Annotated in this window: 5 protein-coding genes; 1 reads left to right on the forward strand and 4 read right to left on the reverse strand. The window is 60.8% G+C overall.

The genetic code is table 11. The features are described from left to right. Positions 1-61: 61 nt before the first annotated feature. Positions 62-970 (reverse strand): SDR family oxidoreductase, encoded by a 909-nt coding sequence (locus ACQZQY_RS23495; RefSeq protein ID WP_431297347.1) that lies wholly within the window; start codon positions 968-970, stop codon positions 62-64. Positions 971-1,245: 275 nt separating this feature from the next. Between ACQZQY_RS23495 and ACQZQY_RS23500 the strand changes: the two genes are divergently transcribed. After that, positions 1,246-1,563: an RcnB family protein gene (locus ACQZQY_RS23500; protein ID WP_056772628.1), complete on the forward strand. Its 318-nt coding sequence runs from the start codon at positions 1,246-1,248 to the stop codon at positions 1,561-1,563. A gap of 76 nt (positions 1,564-1,639) precedes the next feature. Here the strand turns inward: ACQZQY_RS23500 and ACQZQY_RS23505 are convergent, their stop codons facing one another. The 3 genes from ACQZQY_RS23505 to ACQZQY_RS23515 all read right to left on the reverse strand — a co-directional run bounded on the left by ACQZQY_RS23505 (position 1,640) and on the right by ACQZQY_RS23515 (position 23,161). Beyond that, on the reverse strand, positions 1,640-2,815 hold the full coding sequence (locus ACQZQY_RS23505; RefSeq protein ID WP_183849221.1) for an HlyD family type I secretion periplasmic adaptor subunit: 1,176 nt from the start codon (positions 2,813-2,815) through the stop codon (positions 1,640-1,642). Next, on the reverse strand, positions 2,812-5,049 hold the full coding sequence (locus ACQZQY_RS23510) for a type I secretion system permease/ATPase (protein WP_431297348.1): 2,238 nt from the start codon (positions 5,047-5,049) through the stop codon (positions 2,812-2,814). The genes ACQZQY_RS23505 and ACQZQY_RS23510 overlap by 4 nt, the downstream gene beginning before the upstream one ends. Before the next feature lie 112 nt (positions 5,050-5,161). Beyond that, positions 5,162-23,161, reverse strand: a complete 18,000-nt coding sequence (locus tag ACQZQY_RS23515; protein ID WP_431297349.1) for an Ig-like domain-containing protein — start codon at positions 23,159-23,161, stop codon at positions 5,162-5,164. Positions 23,162-23,168 lie beyond the last annotated feature (7 nt).

Below are 23,168 nucleotides of genomic sequence, written 5' to 3' on the forward strand. Positions count from 1 at the left end.
CCTTGCCAAAAAAAAGGCGCCTGCTGAGGGCGCCTTTGTTGTTTCTGAGGGGACATGTCGGTCAGACCGTGCCGGTACCGCCATCCGAACACCACACCTGTCCGGAGGTGTAGCTGCTTTCGCTGGAGGCTAACGCCACGTACATGCCGGCAATCTCGGCGGGCTGCCCCGGTCTGCCAAGCGGTGACTGCTCACCAAATTTCTCGACCTTTTCCTGCGGCTGGCCGCCGGAGGTTTGCAGAACGGTCCAGTACGGGCCGGGCGCCACGGCATTAACGCGAATACCGTCTGCGGCCAGTTGCTTCGCCAGACCTTTGGTGAAGGCGACAATCGACGCTTTGGTCTGTGAATAATCGAGCAGATTATCGCTCGGTAAAAATGCCTGAACCGAAGACGTATTAATGATTGCGCTGCCACGTGGCATATAGTCCAGCGCGGCTTTGGTGATCCAAAACATGGCATAGACGTTAGTTTTGAACGTGGCGTCAAAGGCTTCGGTGGTCAGGTCTTTGATCGAATTGCAGAACTGCTGACGCCCCGCATTGTTGACCAGCAGATCCAGCCCGCCAAGCTGTTCAGCCGCCTCATTCACCAGCGTCTGACAGAATTTTTCCTCACGGATATCGCCCGGTATCGTGACGATTTTCACGCCTTCCTTGCGCAGTAACGCCACCACATCTTGCGCATCCGGCTCTTCATCGGGCAGATAGTTTATCGCGACATCGGCCCCTTCACGGGCAAAGGCTATCGCCACCGCCCTGCCGATACCCGAGTCACCGCCGGTCACCAGCGCTTTACGCCCCTTCAGACGTGAACTGCCTTTATAAGAGGTTTCACCGTGATCGGGCACCGGGATCATCTTGCTGACCAGACCGGGGAACGGCTGCTTTTGCTGTTCAAACGGCGGTTTTGGAAAAGTGTCCACGTGCGGATCGTTAAGGGAAACGGGGATCGTTTTGTTGTTGTTCATACACAGGCTCCTTGTATAAAAACGAATGAAGGAACACTAAAGGTAGAACAGATTGACCCCGTCATGTGTCATTAAGGATATTTCTGAGTCTGAGGCACCCCTTGCCCGCCGCAGGGGAAACCCTTTCACTCATTTGCATTTCGACACAATTATTCGCCCCGCCTTACGGCCTGTTTCTCGTTATTATCCTGACCAGACTGAAAAGTACAGGCTTCGTTGCGACGACAAAGGACTGACGACGGACGTTATATTGATAGTTTTTAACGGGATATATTATGCGTTACTCAAAAATGATGATGTTGTCAGCTCTGGTTTTCTCCTCCGTGATGACGCTGTCGCACACCGCGTCTGCGGCGACCCCTTCTCATGAGATCAAATCGTTCTTCGATGACTCGACCGAATACAAACTGGGCGACACCGTGCCCGGTTTATACCGCACCAAGCCTTATGAAATTGTTGACTGGCAACAGCGCCACCTGCCCGCCCCTGACGCAGGCAGCCACTGGACCTACATCGCGGGCAATTACGCGATGATCACCGACACCGACGGCAAAATTCTCAAAGCCGAATCCGGCGATATCTACTTCCAGTAATACGATTGCGGGTGATGCAAAAAGGGCGCGCTACCTCAGGTAACGCGCCCTTTTCTGTGTCATGCCGCCGTCAGGCTTAACGCTCACGCATGGCTTCGTTCATTTTGTTCAGCGGTTTCAGCAGATAATCAAGAATGCTTTTGTTGCCGGTTTTGATGTCCACTGTCGCGATCATGCCGGGGAAAATATAAAACTTTTCATGATGCTTATTTTCCAGATAATTGGCGTTGGTCTTTATGTTCACGCGGTAATAATAGACGTCACGGCGAACCTCGTCCTGAATAGTGTCGGGCGAAATCGTGGTCACTTCTCCGTCAAAACTGCCGTAAATCGAATAGTCGTAGGCGGTGATTTTCACTTTGGCTTTCTGGCCGGGGTGAATAAACGCCACGTCGCGCGGTGAAATTTGTGCCTCCACCAGCATCTGATCGTCAATCGGCACCAGCGTCATCAGTTTGCCATTCGGCGGGATCACGCCGCCGACGGTGTTGACGTCAATATTCTTCACAATGCCTTTAACCGGGGAGAAAAACTCCAGACGGTTCAGGGAATCTTTACGGCCTAAAACCACCGAGCGTTGGGTTTCGATTTCCGCATTGGCTTTCGCCAGCTCTTCGCCCGCACGCACGTGATACTGGGTTTCCAGATCGGTGGCTTTGCTTTCCATTTCGTTGATCTGACGTTGCAGACGCAGCACCTCCACGTCGCTGGCCGCGCCCTGTTTCACCAGCGGCACGGTCATGCTCAGCTCGCGGCGGATCAACGCCACGCCCTGCTTCAGGCCGGAAAGCTGCTTCTCCAGGCTGTTACGGCTGGAGTTGTACAGTTCAGTTTCGGATTTCACCAGCTCCGGTTCATCGTCAAGATCGGCCGGAAAGGTCAGCGGTGTGCCGTTGATCTGTGCGGTCAGGCGTGCCGCCGTCGCCAGCGCGGCGTGCAGGCGTGACTGGCTTTCCTGCACGCCGGACTCGGTTTTCGTGCGGTCGAGCTGCGCCAGACGCTGGCCGCGCTCCACCACTTCGCCTTCGCGCACGTCAATACTGTGAACGATACCGCCCTCCAGCGATTGCACGATCTGTTCGTGCGCCGAAGGAATGACTTTGCCGGTGCCGGTGGTGACTTCGTCGAGCGTATAGAAATTCGCCCACAGCGTGAAGCACAACAGCATCAGCGCCAGGCTCCACACCAGCAGGGTCGAACGCGGCAACGTATTTTCACTCAGTGGCCGGTGATGGCGTTGGTTTCCATTCATGATGTCATCTCCTTATTGACGGCTTTCGCGGCCTGGGCTGGCTGCCCTTTCGGTCTGAAATGTTTACTGAGGATCTCGTCTTTGCTGCCGTCGAGCGTGATGCGTCCGTTGTCCATCACGATAATCCTGTCCACCAGTTGCAACAGCGCCAGACGGTGGGTGGCGACCACCAGCGTTTTGCCTTTACCCCACGCGGCCAGGTGAGTGATCAGATTCGCCTCGGAGATTTCATCCAGCCATGCGCTCGGTTCATCGAGCAGCAACACCTGCGGCTGCATGATGATGTGACGCGCTAATAACAGCGCCTGACGCTGGCCGCCGGAGAGGCCAACGCCGCCTTCGTGGATCAGGAAATTCAGGCCATTCTCTTTTTGCTGCACAAAGGTCAGCGCACCGCTTAACACCAGCGCCTGATGGATCTCGTCGTCCGTGGCCTGCGGTCTGCCCATGGTGATGTTGTCGCGCACCGAGCCGAAAAACAGTCTGGCGTGCTGATTGTGCAGCGCCACGTCACGGCGTAAATCCGCCGGATCGATCTGTTTGATGTTGACGTTATCCAGCACCACCTGCCCTTGCTGTACCTGCTGCATGCCGGCCAGCACCTGCAACAGCGTCGATTTACCGGCACCGTTTTTACCCAGCACGGCGATCTTCTCGCCCGGCCTGATGTGGAGGTTGTTCAGCGCCAGATTGGCCACTTTCTCTTCTTCGTCGTAATAGAACACCGCATCGTGCACCTGGTATTCACCGGCGATCTGCGCCTTATGCACCATTTTCTGCCCGTCTTCCTGATCGACAGGCCGCTGCATCAGTTCATCCAGCCCTTTACGCGCCACCTTGGCCTGCTGCCAGCGGGAGAGCACACCGGAGATCTGCGCCAGCGGCGCGATGGTGCGGGAGGCGAGGATAGTGGTTCCCACCAGCGCACCGGTGGTCATGTCGCCGTTCATCACCAGATAACAGCCCACCAGCAGCACGATGGCGTAAACGATCGACTGCACTTCCTGCGTCCAGGTCATCAGCAGGCTGGTGAGAAAACGCTGACGCATACTGATGTCGGCGGAGACTTCGTTGCAGTGGTTCCACTGATTCTGAAAGCGCTGTTCAGCGCGCATCAGTTTGATGTCTTCCAGAGATTCCACCGCTTCCACCAGTGAGGCGTTTCGCACTGCGGATTCGCGCATGCCTTCGTTCGCCAGTTTCGCCAGCGGTTTTTGGATCAGTAACCCTGGGATCAGCAAAAGCGGGATCGCCAGCAGCACCACAAACACCAGCGGGCCGCCAATCATCCACAGAATGACCGTGAATAACAGGAAGAAAGGCAGGTCGGAAATCACGCTGATGGTGGTCGAGGTGATCAGTTCACGCACCGATTCCAGCTCGCGGATTTGCGAAATAAAGGAGCCGGTGGATTTGGAGCGGGCGCCGTTTTTAATGCGCAGCGCGCGGCCAAAAACGCGGTCGGAAATGCGCAAATCGGCGCGTTTCCCCACCACGTCAGAAATATGGACGCGCACCATGCGCATCACGAATTCAAACACAATGGCGATCATCACGCCGCCGAATAACACCCACAGAGTCGGCACCGACTGCGAGGGCACCACGCGGTCGTACACCTGCATGGAAAACAACATACCGGCCAGCGCCAGCACGTTGGCGATCATCGCCGCCACCATGATGTCGCCGTAGCGGCGCCAGTCTTTCAGGGCCAGATCCCAGAACCAGTTCTTTTTGTACGGCTTGATGTAGTTATCAACGCGCGCATCCGGCAGGGCCTGCAAAGGGCGCAGCAGAGTGATGCTCTGCACCCGCGATAAAAGCTGTTCAGGGGTGAGCGTGGTTTCCAGCCCCTGATCCTCGGTAAACTGCACGGCGCACTGGCCGCTGGCGTCCAGATGCGTCACCACGCCCAGACGGCCATTGTCCAGCGTCAAAATAAACGGCACGGACATCGGGTCCAGATCGGCAGGATGGAATGAGCGGGTCACGCGCGCCAGCCCGAGTTTATGCGCCATCTCATCAAGCACGTTGTCTTGCGGTGCGCCCATCTCCCAGGCGAGCGTGGCTTTCACATGCTCTTCTGAATAATCCAGACGATAGTGGCGGGCGACATCCAGCATGGCGCTCAGCCACGCGGTATACCCCTTTTGTTTCTCCGCCTGCGCGGCGCGGCCATCGAACGCCACGGCCTCCGGTGCGGTACTGCTTTTCTCTGACATGATCTCTTTATTCATCTGCATTGTTCCCTAATTCATTGTTCCTTCACGTTCATTCCAGAACATGAATATTGAGCGGGAGAAGCGGAGCAGAGGATCATCCCTCTGCCCCGCCGCTTTCCGGTTGCCGTTAGCCAACCACTAACTGATGGTTCGCCAGCAGCGTCGCCAGATCGGTGTGAACGTTGGTCAGCGTGGCGATGGTGGTCATCGACTGCGCTGTGCCGCTGCCATCCAGATCGACCTTGATGACGGTGTCGTTGCCTTCAGTGCTGACGCTCAGGTACTCCGCCAGATTGCCGACGCCAGCGCCCAGGGTGGCGACGCCGTTCACGTAGCTGGCATCTGCCGTACCGGTGTAACCGCTCGACTGCAACAGATCGCTCAGATCAAGACGGTCGGTGTTCGCCGTGCCTTCCCATGTGCCGACCGTAAAGCCGTTGATGGTGTCGGCACCGTTACCGCCGGTGGCGTCAGAACTGTCCAGCAACTTGTACAGCAGCGTGTCGTGCCCGCCGTTGCCCAGGTTGAAGGTGTCGTTGCCGCCGCGCCCTTCGAACACGTTATCGCCCGCGCTGCCGGTGAACACATCGTCAAAGTTCGACCCGGCAATGCCTTCGATATCTTTGAAGGTTGACGTGTTGAACCCGGTATTCTGGGCATTGGTGTTGCTCAGATCCACGGTGACTCCGCTGGTGGCATTGCGGTAATCGACGATGTCCTGACCCCCGGTGGCGCTCCATGTCGCATGGTCTGACGTGGTGCTCCAGCCGCCGGAACCGTTGTAGATATAGGTGCCGCTTTCCGCGATAAACGTATCGTTGTAGCCGGTTCCGGTAAGGGTGCCGCTTTGTCCGCCGGTGGCGGCATCCGCCGTTACCGAGTAGCTGCTGGTGCCATCGCCTGCGGTCAGGTCAGTCCAGGTGGCATTGGACGACACGCCGTTGATGTTGCGCACCAGCACCGCCGAATAGGTTTCATTCGGATCCAGCCCGTAGAAGTTCACCAGCGCCGAGGCATCGTTAATCCCGATACCTGACTGGGCGTTGATGATCTGCGAGGCCACCAGTTCACCGGCTGAGTTGTACAGCTGAACGGTATTGCCGTAGAACACGTTCATCCCTTCGCCGTCGAGAATGCGCAGGTGGATCGCCGTGCCGTCGGCAATGGTGCTGTTGTTGGCGATGTACACCACTTTGCCGTTAGCCTGCGACACCAGCAGATCCTGTGTTCCGTTCCAGTCGTAATCGAGGGTGGCAATCCCCGTGACGTTGACCAGTGCGGTGGCCAGCGTGTTGCTGCTCCAGTTGTTACCGGTGCCGTCATTCATAAACAGCGTGGCGGTCTGGCTGCCGGAGTAGGTGCTGAACTTGATGATGTCCATATCACCGTCACCGTCCCAGTCCACGGCGGCGGAGAGATACCCGGCTGATGCCGCATTGGTCGTCGCCGCGCCCACCGCCGTTGGCGTGGTCAGCAGGGTGCCCTGCCCGCTGTTGTAATAAATCGCGCCGCCATAGTTGTACGTGCCGTTCGGATTCAGACCGGAGGAAATGTACAAATCCATCAGGCCGTCGCCGTTGAAGTCCGCCCATGTCATCGACGCCGCCGTGGTGGTGTTGGCCGCATTCGGCACAAAGACGTTGGCGATATTTTGGGTTTCTGTCAGCGTGCCGGTTCCGTTGTTGCTCACCACCGTCAGCGCATACGCGCCGTTGCGGTTGGTGTGCTGAACGATGTCCACGGTACCGTCGTTGTTGATATCCACGCCGGAGATTTCACGGTATGTCACCCCCGCCAGCCCTGCCGCGCCGTTGGTACCGTCCGCGGAAAGTACGCCGTTGTTATTGACCAGATACGTACGGGAGTCGCCGCCCGCATCGCCGTAGGCCAGATCCACCCAGCCATCGCCGGTTTTGTCATAAGCAATCACGCCGCCGTACCAGATCAGCGTGCCGACAGCCTGCTGGCCGTAGGTGTAAGTGCCGTCCGGGTTCGCCGTCCATTTGCCCTGGATGCTGCCGCCGTAGTTGGTTTCCGTCGCATAAATGTCTGACGTGCCGTTACGGTCGGTATCCGCCAGCGTATAACTCACCACAATGTTGCCGCGGGAGTTGGTCAGCGTGGTGCCGGTATAGCTGTTCAGGTCGGTACTGGTGTAATCGGAGATACCGGTGACAATGTTCCACAAACCGTTAGCGTTCACGCTGAACGCCATCGCGTTGGTGGTTGTCGCCCCTGCGGTGGTGGCCCAGCTGGTGTCCACGGCGGTTTCGGCATACACGATGATCGCGCTGGTGCTGATGCCCGCATCGTTACCGTTACCGGCGCTGCTTCTTACCTGCGCGGTCACGTCATAACTTGCCAGCCCCAGTGCGCCCGGCACCTGCAAATACCAGGTGTTGTTGAGCGGATCGACGACCACGGCACCGCCAGCTTCCGACGTGTAGGTCACGCCGTTGACCACCACCTGCACATACATGCCTTCGCCCAGTGATTCGGACAAAGTCCCGCTGATGATCGGCGTGGTGTCCTGCGTAGATTCCGCTGTCACGGTGGCAATGGTGGTCGGAATTGACGTATCCACGGTCAATGTAAAATCGGTGGATGACGTGGTGTTCCCCGCCAGATCCTGCGAAGTCGCGACGTAAACATAGGTGCCGTCAGCCAGCGCCGAATCCGAGAAGGTCCAGGCCAGACCGACCACCGTCGCGACGCCAACAAACACGCCGTTGCGGTAGATCTTCAGCACTTCGCCATCGGCCAGTGCCTTGCTCAGCGTGCCGCTCAGCGTCGGTGCGGTTTCATCGGTGTAAGTGCCGGAACCGAAGGATCCCTGACGGTCGCCTTCGTCATCCGAATACTGAACGATGGTCGCTACCGCTTCCGGGTTCAGCGTGTCGATGACCACGGTCTGGCTGCCGATCGTGCCGATGTTGCCTGCCTGATCGATAACCCGGACCTGCACGTTATGATTGCCGTCGGTCAGCACGGTGCCGGTGGCGTCATAGCTCCATGACTGGCCGTTGACGATCACATCCGTCCAGGTGTTGCCGCCGTCGAGGCTGATTTGCGCCCTTTCGTCGGTCGCCAGCGTCGCGCTCAGCCTTCCCGTGAACGTCAGGGTATTGTCGCTGGTAATAAAGTCACTGGCGGAATCGCCGGTGTCAGTGCTGATCGCGCCAATGGTGATGAGTTGCGTCGGCGCGGTGGTGTCAATGGTCACCACCTGCTGCGCGGTCTGGCCAACGTTACCGGCCTGATCCACCACGCGAACCTGATACAGCGTCTGGCCGTCGGTCAGCGTGCGGCCATCCACGTAGCGCCAGGTGCTGCCCTGCAGCGTCACGGTGGTCCAGGTCGCGCCGTTATCGACACTGATCTGCACCACTTCGCCTGCGCCAAGTTCCGCGCCAATCGAGCCGGTGACCGTCAGCGAGGTATCGCTGGTCACGAAGTCGCTGTCTGAAATACCGGTGTCCGTGCTGATGCTGTCGATGGTCACGGTTTTAGTGCTGTCCGGCGCAACGGTATCAACGGTAACCACTTTCGAGGTCACGCTGCCGACGTTACCCGCTGTGTCCACCACGCGGACGTTATAGGTGTAATCACCGTCCGTCAGCGTGCGGCCATCCACAAATGTCCAGCCGGTGCCGATGGTGGTCGCGTTCGACCAGGTCACACCGCCATCGAGGCTGACCTGCACGAACTCGTCGGCAGCCAGCGCCGCGCCGAGCTTACCGGTGACGGTCAGCGCGGTGCTGCTGGTCACAAAGTCGGTGCTGCTCAGACCGGTATCCGGACTTATTGCATCAATACTGACGGTTTTTCTGCTGTCCGGTGCCGTGGTATCGATCGTGACCACCTGGCTGGCGGTCGCGCCGACGTTCCCGGCCAGATCGACCACGCGCATCTGGTAGTTGTAATCCCCGTCGGTCAGCGTACGGCCATCAATATAGGTCCAGGTAAGGCCGCTGATGCTGACGTCTTGCCAGGTAGTGCCACCGTCGAGGCTGATTTGGGCATACTCATCCGCCCCCAGCGCCGCGCCGAGCGTGCCGCGCAGGTTAATGGTGGTGTCGCTGGTGATAAAGTCGCTGCTGCTCAGGCCGGTATCCTGCGAAATCGCATCGATACTGATGGTCTGGCTGGCGTCCGGTGCCTGGGTATCAATTACCACGGTCTGCGCCGCCGTCGAACCGACGTTGCCTGCCGCATCAATCACGCGCACGTTATAGGTGTAACTGCCATCCGCCAGCGCGCTCCCCTGCGCATAGCGCCAGGTCGTGCCGGTCACGGTTAAGTCAGTCCAGGTCACCCCGCCATCCAGGCTGATTTGCGCGAATTCGTTGTTGCCCAGTGCCGCAGACAGCGTGCCGTTAAGCGTGATGGTGTTGTCGCTGGTCACGAAATCGCTGTTGCTGCGGCCGGTATCATCGCTGATCGAATCCAGGGTGATGGTCATCGATGGCGCGGTGGTGTCTACCGCAATGTCGTGACTGGCCGCACCGACGTTGCCGATGCTGTTGGTGACCGACGCGGTGATGGTGTAATTCTCGCCATCCGCCAGTGCGTTCACCGCATTGGCGCTGAGGTTCATCGTCCAGTTCTGGTCGTTGCCGACCTGCGTGGTGTAGCTCTGGCCGTTCAGCGTCACTGTCACGATGGAACCTGCCGGTGCCGTTGAGGTGCCGGAAATCGCCAGCGGCCCGGCGTGTTCCGCCGCGCTTATCACGTCGTCCTGCGCGAAGGTGTTGATGGTGACTTCAGGCACCACACCGCTGAGGCTGACAGAAGAATCCGCCGCTGCCGGGTTCCCCGCCACATCCGTCACGGACGCGCTGACGGTATAACTGCCGTCGGCCACACCGTTGAAATCTGCCGCAGGCACATTCACGCTCCACGTCCCTTCTGCGGTAACGGTGCCGTGGTATTCGCGGTTGTTGAAGGTCACGGTGACCGTCTGACCGGCTTCTGCCGACGTGGTGCCGCTGATGGTCTGACCCGCCTGTTGCTCGGTGGTGTTGATGATGTCATCACCGGCAATGGTGCTGATGGTCAGCGTCGGCGCAAGGGTATCGACAATCACTGACGCGCTCGCCGAGGCCGGGTTGCCCGCCACGTCCGTGGTGCTGGCAGTGACCGTCAGGGTGCCATCCTGCAAGGCCGCCACGTCGTCCTGTGGAACCTGCAGCGACCAGGTGCCGTCGGCGTTAACCCGCGCGGTATACGTGACACTGTTGAGCGTCACGCTCGCCGTCTGACCGGCCTGCGCCGTGGAGGTGCCGCTCAGGGTTAATGGCTGCCCCAGCTCCGCCGCGTTCAGCATGCCGTCGGCGGTGATCGGGTTGATCAACAGCGCCGGTGCGGTGGTATCCACCAGCACGTCATGGCTGGCGCTGGCCGGATTACCCGCCGTATCGCGGGCGCTGGCGGTCACGGTGTAGTTACCGTCCGTCAGGCTGGCGACATCGGTCGCCGGAACGCTCAGCGTCCAGTCACCGTTGACATCCACCTGTGCGGTGTAGGTTTTGCCGTTCAGCACAACGGCGACTTCTGTGCCGGAAATCAGTTTTTCACTGCTGCCGGAAAGCGTCAGGCTGTTGCCGTGCTCCGCCGCATTGATGATGTCATCCTGCGCAATCGCATCGATGCTCAGGCTGACCGCATCGGTATTGACGGTGATCAGATGCCCTGTGCTGCCGGTGTTGCCCGCGCTGTCAGTGATGCTCACCGTGAAGGTCGTTTCGCCGGAGGCCAGCGCGCTGATCACGCTCGCCGGTACGCCGACGCTCCAGTTACCGCTGGCGTCCACCACGGTGGTGTAGGTGTTGCCGTCAATCACCAGCGTCACCAGATTGCCCGCCTGCGTCCCGGTGCTGCCACCGGTGATCACCTGCGCCTGCGCATGTTCTGCGGTGTTCAGCACGTCATCACCGGCGACGGTGTTGACGGTGACCACCGGCGCGGTGACATCCACCAGCAGCGAGCCGGTTGCGCCGGTGGTGTTACCGGCGATATCGCTGACGCTGGCGCTGACGGTATAAGTGCCGTCGGTGATCGCCACCGCGTCTACCGCCGGCACAGTGGTGTTCCAGGTACCGTCTGCCGCCACGTCGGCGGTGTAGGTTTTACCGTTAAGGGTAATCGTCACCTGCTGACCGGCTTCGGCGGTTGTCGTCCCGCTCAATACCACATCTGCGCCCGCTTCGGCGCTGTTGAGCACGTTGTCACCGGCGATCACGTTAAGGCTCAGCGTTGGCGCGGAAGCATCCACTTCTGCGGTATTCGCCGCGCTGGCGCTGTTGCCCGCCGCGTTGGTCACGCTGACGGTCGCCGTGGCGTCGCCGTCTTTCAGCGCCGCCATGTCTGCCGCCGGAACGGTCACGCTCCAGCTGCCGTCGTCGCCCACTTTGGCGGTGTAAATGTGACCGGCAAAGTTAACGGTCACGTCGCGACCGGCTTCGACGTTTTGCGTCGTGCCGCTCAGGGTCAGGTCTGCCGCTTTCTCCGCCGCGTTGATGATGTCGTCCACCGCGATGGTATCGACGGTGATCGCCACGCTGCTCAGATCAACGGTGATGTTTTGCGTAATGCTCACCGGATTGCCGGAGGCGTCCGCGCCGCTGACGGTGATGGCAAGCTCGCCCGCTGGCCAGTTCGCCACGTCAGCAGCAGGGATTGCCGCCGACCAGCTGCCGTTGGCCTGTACGCTTGCGGAATATTCCACGCCGTTCACGGTCACCGTCACAGTGCTGTTCGGTTCGAGATCGGTGCTGGTGCCGCTGATGATTTGGTTTTGCTGGATTTCGATGCTGTTGACGATATCGTCACCGGCCACGGTATCCAGACGCAGGCCCGGCAGGTTGGCGTCGATGGAGATATCACGCTCGTTCGAGCCAGTATTTCCATGCTGGTTGGTCACGCTGGCGCTGACGGTCAGGTCGCCGTCGCCGAACCCTTGCAGGTCAGCCGATGGCACGCTGACGCTCCAGCTCAGATCTGCCTGGACTTTAGCTTCATACGTTTTGCCGCCGAGCGTAATGGTGACAGTGTCACCCTCTGCCGCGTTGGTGACGCGGCCGCTCAGGGTCTGGTCTGCCGCCGCTTCGGCAGCGTTGATCACGTCGTCGCCCGCCACCGCATTGATGGTGACGGATGGCAGCGAAGTATCGACCAGCAGGTTAGCGCTTTCGGTGATGTTGTTGCCGATATCGCTGTTGGCGCTGGCGGTCACGCTGTAGTTCGCCTCGCCCAGTGCCGCCAGTGCGCTGGCCGGAACCGTCAGGCTCCAGACGCCCGCCGCAATCTGCGCGGTATAGGTCACGCCGTTCAGCGTCACGGTAACCTGCGTGCCTTCGCTCAGGTTGGTGCCGGTGCCGGAAATCGTCAGGTCTGCACCTTTTTCAATGGCATTCAGCACGTTGTCCTGCGAAATCGCATCAATGCTCAGGCCCGGCAGGCCGGTGTCGACGGTGACATCATGCGTCTGAGAACCGGTATTGCCTGCGCTGTCGGTGATGCTGACGCTGACGGTATAAGTGCCGTCAGAAATCCCGCTGATCACGCTGGCCGGTACGCCGACGCTCCAGTTGCCGCTGGCGTCCACCACGGTGGTGTAGGTGTTGCCGTCAATCACCACTGTCACGGTGTTACCGCTGACCGTGCCGGTGCTGCCGCCGCTGATCACCTGCGCCTGAGCGTGTTCGCTGAGGTTGATGACATCGTCACCGGCGATAGTGTTGATGGTCACCACCGGCGCGGTGACGTCCACCAGCAGCGAGCCTGTCGCGCCGGTGGTGTTACCGGCAATGTCGCTGACGCTGGCGCTGACGGTGTAAGTGCCGTCGGTGATCGCCCCCGCGTCTGCCGCTGGCACCGTGGTGCGCCAGGTGCCGTCTGCCGCCACTTCCGCGGTGTAGGTTTTTCCGTTAAGGGTAATCGTCACCTGCTGACCGGCTTCGGCGTTTGTCGTCCCGCTCACCACCACGTCTGCACCCGCTTCGGCGCTGTTCAGTACGTTGTCACCTGCGATCACGTTAAGGCTCAGCGTTGGCGCGGAAGCATCCACTTCAGCGGTATTCGCCGCGCTGGCGCTGTTGCCTGCCGCGTTGGTCACGCTGACGGTCGCCGTGGCGTCTCCGTCTTTCAGCGCGGCCATGTCCGCTGCCGGAACGTTCACACTCCAGCTGCCGTCGTCGGCCACTTTGGCCGTGTAAATGTGACCGGCAAAGTTAACGGTCACGTCGCGACCGGCCTCAACGTTTTGCGTTGTGCCGCTCAGGGTCAGGTCTGCCGCTTTTTCCGCCGCGTTGATGATGTCGTCAACCGCAATGGTATCGACGGTGATCGCCACGCTGCTCAGATCCACGGTGATGTTTTGCGTGATGCTCACCGGATTGCCGGAGGCGTCCGCGCCGCTGACGGTGATCGCCAGAGAGCCCGCAGGCCAGTTCGCCACGTCCGCTGCCGGGATTGCCGCCGACCAGCTGCCGTTGGCCTGTACGCTTGCGGAATAATCCACGCCGTTCACGGTCACGGTTACATTGCTGTTCGGTTCGAGATCGGTGCTGGTGCCGCTGATGATCTGATTTTGCTGGATTTCGATGCTGTTGACGATGTCGTCACCGGCCACGGTATCCAGACGCAGGCCCGGCAGGTTAGCGTCGATGGCAATTTCGCGCTCACCGTTGCCGGTGTTGCCGTGCTGGTTGGTCACGCTGGCGCTGACGGTCAGGTCGCCGTCGCCGAACCCTTGCAGGTCAGCCGATGGCACGCTGACGCTCCAGCTCAGATCTCCCTGCACGTTGGCTTCGTAGGTTTTGCCGCCGAGCGTGATGGTGACAGTGTCACCCTCTGCCGCATTGGTGACGCGGCCGCTCAGGGTCTGGTCTGCCGCCGCTTCGGCGGCGTTGATCACGTCGTCACCCGCCACCGCGTTGATGATCACGGATGGCAGCGAGGTATCGACAAGCACATTGTGCGTGGCGCTGCCGGTGTTGCCCGCCGCGTCGGTGCTGGAAGCGTTCAGCGTGTAGTTCGCTTCGCCGAGGTTTGCGACATCAGTTGCCGGAACGTCCAGCGTCCAGACGCCGCCGCTGACCTGGGTGCTGTACGCTTTGCCGTTAAGAGTCAGGGTGACGGTTGAGCCGTCCGCGCCGTCGCTGGTGCCGCTGACGGTGAGGGCTTCGCCTTTTTCAATGGCGTTGATCACGTCGTCAGAGGCCACGGTGTTGATGGTCAGCGCCGGAGAAACGGTATCAACCGTAACGTCGTGCGTGGCGGAGCCAGGATTGCCCGCCGCGTCTTGCGCGCTGGCGGTGACGGTGTAGCCGGTATCGTTCAGGGTGCTGACGACAGACGCCGGAACGCCGACGCTCCAGTTGCCGTTCGCATCCACCGCGGCGGTGTAGCTGTGGCCGTCAATTTCAACCGTCACCAGCCCGCCCGCAGGAACGCCGGTGCTGCCGCCGGTGATCATCAGGTTTTGCTGATGCTCCTGCGCGTTGATCACGTCGTCGGCTGCCACGGTGTTGATGGTCAGGGTTGGCGCGGTCACGTCCACCAGCAGCGAGCCGGTTGCGCCGGTGGTGTTACCGGCAATGTCGCTGACGCTGGCGCTGACGGTGTAAGTGCCGTCAGTGATCGCGCCCGCATCCGCCGCCGGTACCGTGGTGCGCCAGGTGCCGTCTGCCGCGACTTCCGCGGTGTAGGTTTTACCGTTCAGGGTAATCGTCACCTGCTGACCGGGTTCGGCGTTTGTCGTGCCGCTCACTACCACGTCTGCGCCCGCTTCCGCACTGTTGAGCACGTTGTCACCGGCGAGGGTGTTGATGGTCAGCGTTGGCGCGGCGGTGTCTACTTCCACAGTATTCGCCGCACTGGCGCTGTTGCCTGCCAGATTGGTGACGCTCACGGAAACGGTAGCGTCGCCGTCTTTCAGCGCCGCCATGTCTGCCGCCGGAACGGTCACGCTCCAGCTTCCGTCGTCGGCCACTTTGGCGGTGTAGGTATGACCGGCGAAAATCACCGTGACATTCTGACCGGCTTCAACGTTTTGCGTTGTGCCGTTCAGGGTCAGATCTGCCGCTTTTTCCGCCGCGTTGAGGATGTTGTCGGTGGTGACGGTGTCGATGGCGATCGCCACACCGGTCAGATCCACCGTGATGTCGTCAGAAATGGTGACATTGTTTCCGGCTGAGCTGGTGCCGCTGACGGAAACCGTCAGTGCGCCCGCAGGCCAGTTCGCCACGTCCGCTGCCGGAACGGCCGCACTCCAGCTGCCGCTGGCACTCACATTCGCCCGATACTCCACGCCGTTGACCGTCACGATCACCGTGCTGCCTTCGGCAATGCCGGTGCTGGTGCCGCTGATGATCTGGTTTTGGTTAATTTCAATGCTGTTGACGATATCGTCACCGGCAATGGTATCAATGCGTAAACCGGGGATCGCCGCGTCGATGGCAATATCACGCTCACCGGAACCGGTGTTGCCGCTGAGATTGGTCACCGTTGCGGAAACCGTCAGCGCGCCGTCGCCCATTGCGGCGAGATCGGCAGCCGGAACGGTCAGACTCCAGGTCAGGTCATTTTGTACTTCGGCGTAATACGTCTTGCCGCCCACGGTGACCACCACCTGTTGCCCCGCTTCCGCATGGAGCACGGTGCCGCTGATCACCTGATCGGCGGTCACTTCGCTGGCGTTGATCACGTCATCACCAGCTACTACGTTGATGGTCACGGCCGGGCTGTCAGAAGAGGTTTGCAGGCCTTTGCTGACTGAACCGCTGTTGCCGTACTCGTCGGTGCCACGCACGCTCACCTGATACAACGCCTGTCCGAGGTTCGCCAGATCGCTGGCCGGAACGTCTGCACTCCATGCGCCGTTGGTCACGATGCCCTGATAGTCCAGTCCGTTAAGCGTGACGATAACCTGGGTGCCATCCGCCAGACCGGACACCGTACCGGTGATGGTCAGTGTGGTGAGCGCTTCGGTGGCATTAAGGATGTTGTCGCCACCGGCCATGTCATTGATGGTAAATACCGGCGCGGTCGTTTCGACGGTCACATCGCGGTTTGCAGAACCCGTGTTCCCGGCCACGTCCGTCGCCTGTGCGGTGATGGTGTAGCTGCCGTCGTTCAGACCGCTGATCACGTCCGCCGCAACGCCGACGCTCCAGTTGCCGCTGGCGTCGCTGACCGTACGGTAATCGACGTTATTGATGGTGACGATGACAACGCTGCCTGCCTCCACGCCGGAGACGGTGCCGCTGATGACCTGCGCCTGCGCATGTTCGCTGCTGTTAATGACGTTATCGCCCGCGACGGTGTTGATGGTCACGACCGGCGCGGTGAGATCTACCTGCGCGGTGCCTGTTGCCGATGCCGGGTTGCCCGCGATATCGCTGACCGAGGCGTTGATGGTGTAGCTGCCATCGCCCAGGCCGGAGAACACAGTGCCCGGTACGGTGGTGGTCCAGGTGCCGTCTGCGGCAACCTGCGCAAGATAAGTATTGCCGCCGAGCGTAATGGTGACGGTCTGCCCGGTTTCAGCGGTGCTGGTGCCGCTCAGCGTGACGTCTGCATTGCCCGAAACCGCGGTCAGCACGTCGCTGCTGGTGACGGTATTAATGGTCACCACCGGCGCGGAAGCATCCACTTCTGCGGTATTCGCCGCGCTGGCGCTGTTGCCTGCCGCGTTGGTCACGCTGACGTTCGCCGTGGCGTCGCCATCTTTCAGCGCCGCCATGTCCGCTGCCGGAACGGTGACGCTCCAGCTGCCGTCGTCGGCCACTTTGGCGGTATAAGTGTGCCCCGCAAAGTTGACGGTCACGTCGCGACCGGCCTCGACGTTTTGGGTTGTGCCGCTCAGGGTCAGGTCTGCCGCTTTTTCCGCCGCGTTGATGATGTCATCAACCGCAATGGTATCGACGGTGATCGCCACGCTGCCCAGATCAACGGTGATGTTTTGCGTGATGCTCACCGGATTGCCGGAGGCGTCCGCGCCGCTGACGGTGATGGCCAGCGGGCCCGCAGGCCAGTTCGCCACGTCCGCAGCAGGGATTGCCGCCGACCAGCTGCCGTTGGCCTTCACGCTTGCGGAGTAATCCACGCCGTTCACGGTCACCGTCACAGTGCTGTTCGGTTCGAGATCGGTGCTGGTGCCGCTGATGATCTGGTTTTGCTGGATTTCGATGCTGTTGACGATATCGTCACCGGCCACGGTATCCAGACGCAGGCCCGGCAGGTTGGCGTCGATGGCGATATCACGTTCATTCGAGCCAGTATTTCCATGCTGGTTGGTCACGCTGGCGCTGACGGTCAGGTCGCCGTCGCCGAACCCTTGCAGGTCAGCCGATGGCACGCTGACGCTCCAGCTCAGATCTGCCTGGACTTTAGCTTCATACGTTTTGCCGCCGAGCGTGATAGTGACAGTGTCACCCTCTGACGCATTGGTGACGCGGCCGCTCAGGGTCTGGTCTGCCGCCGCTTCGGCGGCGTTGATGATATCGTCGCCCGCCACCGCATTGATGGTGACGGATGGCAGCGAGGTATCGACCAGCAGGTTAGCGCTTTCGGTAATGTTGTTGCCGATATCGCTGTTGGCGCTGGCGGTCACGCTGTAGTTCGCTTCGCCCAGTGCCGCCAGTGCGCTGGCCGGAACCGTCAGGCTCCAGACGCCCGCCGCAATCTGCGCGGTATAAGTCACGCCGTTCAGCGTCACAGTAACCTGCGTGCCTTCGCTCAGGTTGGTGCCGGTGCCGGAAATCGTCAGGTTTTCACCTTTTTCAATGGCATTCAGCACGTTGTCCTGCGAAATCGCATCAATGCTCAGGCCCGGCAGGCCGGTGTCGACGGTGACATCATGCGTCTGAGAACCGGTGTTGCCTGCGCTGTCGGTGATGCTGACGCTGACGGTGTAAGTGCCGTCAGAAATCCCGCTGATCACGCTGGCCGGAACGCCGACGCTCCAGTTGCCGCTGGCGTCCACCACGGTGGTGTAGGTGTTGCCGTCAATCACCACTGTCACGGTGTTACCGCTGACCGTGCCGGTGCTGCCGCCGCTGATCACCTGCGCCTGAGCGTGTTCGCTGAGGTTGATGACATCGTCACCGGCGATGGTGTTGATGGTCACCACCGGCGCGGTCACGTCCACCAGCAGCGAGCCGGTTGCGCCGGTGGTGTTACCGGCGATATCGCTGACGCTGGCGCTGACGGTGTAAGTGCCGTCTGTGATCGCCCCCGCATCTGCCGCCGGTACCGTGGTGCGCCAGGTGCCGTCGGCCGCCACGTCGGCGGTGTAGGTTTTGCCGTTAAGGGTAATCGTCACCTGCTGACCGGCTTCCGCGTTTGTTGTCCCGCTCACTACCACGTCTGCGCCCGCTTCCGCGCTGTTCAGTACGTTGTCTCCGGCGATCACGTTAAGGCTCAGCGTTGGCGCAGAGGTGTCCACTTCTGCGGTATTCGCCGCACTGGCGCTGTTGCCTGCCGCGTTGGTCACGCTGACGGTGGCCGTGGCGTCGCCATCTTTCAGCGCAGCCATGTCCGCTGCCGGAACGGTCACGCTCCAGCTGCCGTCGTCGGCCACTTTGGCGGTGTAAGTGTGACCCGCAAAGTTAACGGTCACATCGCGACCGGCTTCAACGTTTTGCGTTGTGCCGCTCAACGTCAGGTCTGCCGCCTTTTCCGCGGCGTTGATGATGTCGTCCACCGCGATGGTATCGACGGTGATCGCCACGCTGCTCAGATCAACGGTGATGTTTTGCGTGATGGTCACCGGGTTACCTGAGGCGTCCGCGCCGCTGACGGTGATGGCAAGCGGGCCCGCAGGCCAGTTCGCCACGTCCGCTGCCGGGATTGCCGCCGACCAGCTGCCGTTGGCCTGTACGCTTGCGGAGTAATCCACGCCGTTCACGGTTACGGTCACAGTGCTGTTCGGTTCGAGATCGGTGCTGGTGCCGCTGATGATCTGGTTTTGCTGGACTTCGATGCTGTTGACGATGTCGTCACCGGCCACGGTATCCAGACGCAGGCCCGGCAGGTTGGCGTCGATGGCGATATCGCGCTCGCCGTTGCCGGTGTTGCCGTGCTGGTTGGTCACGCTGGCGCTGACGGTCAGGTCGCCGTCGCCGAACCCTTGCAGGTCAGCCGATGGCACGCTGATGCTCCAGCTCAGATCTGCCTGCACTTTGGCTTCATACGTTTTGCCGCCGAGCGTGATAGTGACAGTGTCACCCTCTGCCGCGTTGGTGACGCGGCCGCTCAGGGTCTGGTCTGCCGCCGCTTCGGCAGCGTTGATGATATCGTCGCCCGCCACCGCATTGATGATCACGGATGGCAACGAACTGTCCACCAGCACGTTGTGCGTGGTGCTGCCGGTGTTGCCCGCCGCGTCGGTGCTGGAGGCGTTCAGCGTGTAGTTTGCTTCGCCGAGGTTTGCGACATCAGTTGCCGGAACGTCCAGCGTCCAGACGCCGCCGCTGACCTGGGTGCTGTACGCTTTGCCGTTAAGGGTCAGGGTAACGGTTGAGCCGTCCGCACCGTCGCTGGTGCCGCTGACGGTCAGCGCTTCGCCTTTTTCAATGGCGTTGATCACGTCGTCAGAGGCGACCGTGTTGATGGTCAGCGCCGGTGCAGCGGTATCCACCGTGAAGTCGTGCGTGACGGAGCCCGGATTGCCCGCCGCGTCTTTCACGCTGGCAGTGATGGTGTAACCGGTATCGTTCAGGGTGCTGACCACAGACGCCGGAACGCCGACGCTCCAGTTGCCCGACGCATCCACCGCGGCGGTGTAGCTGTGGCCGTCGATTTCAACGGTGACCAGCCCGCCCGCAGGCACGCCGGTGCTGCCGCCGGTGATCATCAGGTTTTGCTGATGCTCCTGCGCGTTGATCACGTCGTCGGCGGCCACGGTATTGATAGTCAGGGTTGGTGCAGTGACATCCACCAGCAATGAGCCTGTCGCGCCGGTGGTATTACCGGCGATATCGCTGACGCTGGCGCTGACGGTGTAAGTGCCGTCAGTGATCGCCCCCGCATCCGCCGCTGGCACCGTGGTGTTCCAGGTGCCGTCTGCCGCCACGTCGGCGATGTAGGTTTTGCCGTTAAGGGTAATCGTCACCTGCTGACCGGCTTCGGCGGTTGTCGTGCCGCTCAGCACCACGTCCGCGCCCGCTTCGGCGCTGTTCAGTACGTTGTCACCGGCGATCACGTTAAGGCTCAGCGTTGGCGCGGCGGTGTCTACCGTCAGTTCCTGCGCCGCGCTGGCGTTATTGCCCGCGACGTTGTTCACGCTGACGCTCACGTTAGTGTCGCCGTCTTTCAGATTTCTGATGTCCGCCGCCGCAACGGTGACGCTCCAGCTGCCGTCCGCCTGCACCGTCGTCTGATAGGTGCCGCCCGCGAAATTCACCGTCACCTGCTGACCGGCTTCGACATTTTGTGTGGTGCCGCTCAGCGTGACATCTGCCGCTTTTTCCGCGGCATTGAGGATGTTGTCCAGCGCAATGGTGTCGATGGCAATCGCCACGCTGCTGAGATCTACGGTGATGTTGTTGGCAATGCTGACGCTGTTGCCCGACGTGCTGGAGCCGGTCACGCTGATGTTCAGCTCGCCCGCAGGCCAGTTCGCCACGTCTGCTGCCGGAATGGCCGCAGACCAGCTGCCGCTGGCGCTCACATTCGCCCGATACTCCACGCCGTTCACCGTCACGATCACCGTACTGCCTTCGGCAATGCCGGTGCTGGTACCGCTGATGATCTGGTTTTGCTGAATTTCGATGCTGTTGACGATGTCATCGCCCGCAACGGTATCTATGCGCAAGCCCGGCAGACTGGCGTCGATGATGATTTCGCGCTCACCGTTGCCGGTGTTGCCGTGCTGGTTGGTCACTGACGCGCTGACGGTAAGATTTCCGTCGCCAAGCGCCTGCCAGTCTGCCGCTGGCACGCTGACGCTCCAGCTCAGGTCGTCTGCGACGGTGGTCTGATAAGTGTGGCCGCCCACGGTGACGAGCACGGTATCGCCCGCCGCCGCATGAGTGACTTTCCCGCTGAGGATCTGGTCGGCGGTGATTTCTGTGGCGTTGATGATGTCATCGCCTGCGGTGACGTTCACCGTGACCTGCGGCAGCACGGAATCCACCTGCACCTGATGCGATGCGCTACCGGTGTTGCCGGCCGCGTCGGTGCTGACGACCGTCAGGGTGTAACGGGCTTCGCCGAGTTTCGCCACATCGGACGCCGGAATGCTGACGGACCATTGGCCGCCGCTGACGCGGGTGGTGTAATCCACACCGTTGAGCGTCAGGGTGACGGAGGTGCCATCCGGGCTGCTGCTGGTGCCGGTGACGGCCAGTGCTGCGCCTTTGGCTTCGGCGTTGATCACGTTTTCAATCGCGACGGTATCGATGGTCAGTTCCGGCAAATCGGAAGACAGTACGAGGGTCGAGGTCTGGCTGCCGGTATTGCCTGCTTTGTCGGTGATGCTGACGCTGACATCGTGGCTGCCGTCTGCCAGTGAACTGAACACGGACGCCGGTAAACCGATGCTCCATGAGCCATCCGCCGCCAGCGTTGTGGTGTAGGTCTGGCCGTTGATGACCAGTGTGACGGTGTCGCCCGCTTCCCCGCCGGTGCTGGTGCCGCTGACGATGTGCGCCTGCATTTGCTCCGCACTGTTAAGGATGTTGTCACCGGCGATGGTATCGATGGTGACGACCGGCACGGTGGTGTCTACGCGGAAATCATGCGTGGTGGAAGTGCTGTTGCCCGCCGCATCGCTGACGCTGGCGCTGAGGGTGACGTTGCCGTTCGCCAGTGCGCCTGCCTGCGCGGCCGGAACGCTCACGGACCAGTTGCCGTCTGCGCCAACGGTCGTGGTGTAGGTCTGGCCGTTCAGGTTCAGAGTGACGGTCTGACCGGCACCGGCATCCGAGGTGCCGCTGAGGATCAGGTCGCTGCCCGCTTCCGCCGCATTAAGAATGTCATCGCCCGCCAGCGTGCCGATGGTCAGCGACGGAGGGTGCGTATCCACCGTCAGCGTTGAGGCGGAAGTGATATTGTTACCGGCGCGATCCACGCCGCTGACCTGCACGGTGTGAACGCCGTCAGCCAGGGCCTGCGCGTCTGCCGCCGGCACCTGCACGGACCAGGAGCCGTCTGCACCCACGGTGGTCTGCCAGCTTGAGCCATTAAGGGAAACGGTCACGGTGGTGCCCGCCGCCAGGTTTTCGCTTTTACCGGAAAGCGTCACGTCGCTGCCTGCTTCGGCAGCGTTGAGCACGTTATCGCCCGCCATGGTGTCGATGCTCAGGGAGGCTTTGGCCGTGACAATGGTCAGGGTGATGGAGCCTGCGCTAGTGGTGGAACCGTTGCTTTCCTGTACCACCATGTAGGTATGCGAACCGGCAGACTGCGCGGCCAGTTGTGCCGTCCACTGCCCGTTTGCGTCAACCACGGTGGTGGCGATGATGTTACCGCTGGCATCCACAATGGCGATATCCGCCCCCGGATACCCGGTGCCGGTGAAGGTCGGACGCGTGTCGTCGGTCACCGCCTGATTCGCCAGAATGCCCTGGCTGTCGCCCTGCGTGTCGGTCACGAGGAACGTCGGCTGTGCCACTTCGACATCTTTGGTGTTATCGATGACCCTGGTTTTTTCGTCGGTGCCGCCGCTGTGACCCAGCAACGCGCCCGCCGCGCCCGCGCCCAGCACGCCGGCCAGCAGGTACGGCCATTCCACGGTCACTTCTGCCGTGCTGAGCATTAAGCTGCTCATATCCGCCAGCGGGGTTTCCGCCGCGGTGAGGGTAAATACCGGCGTATCATGAGGGGCAGTGGCGTCGGTGAAATTCACCTCGGTCATCTGCTGATTTTCATCCTGAAAGACCAGTTTATTCTCGTCTTTATCACCTATATTCTCGAAATATCCTACGCAGCGAATAACCGAACCATCCTGCATATGAATAATCAGATCATTGCCGCTGCGTTCATAGCTGGCGACATTTTTCACTGCGTCATGAATAACGACCACACCGGATTCATTCATCGCGACGGATGTATTTCCTTCTGCGGTGAAAACATTTTTCAATGACGTTTTACGAGAAATAATATCCATGGTTTTGCTCATGATATTG

Source organism: Rahnella sp. PAMC25559 (genome assembly GCF_050632365.1).
GTDB lineage: Bacteria > Pseudomonadota > Gammaproteobacteria > Enterobacterales > Enterobacteriaceae > Rahnella > Rahnella rivi.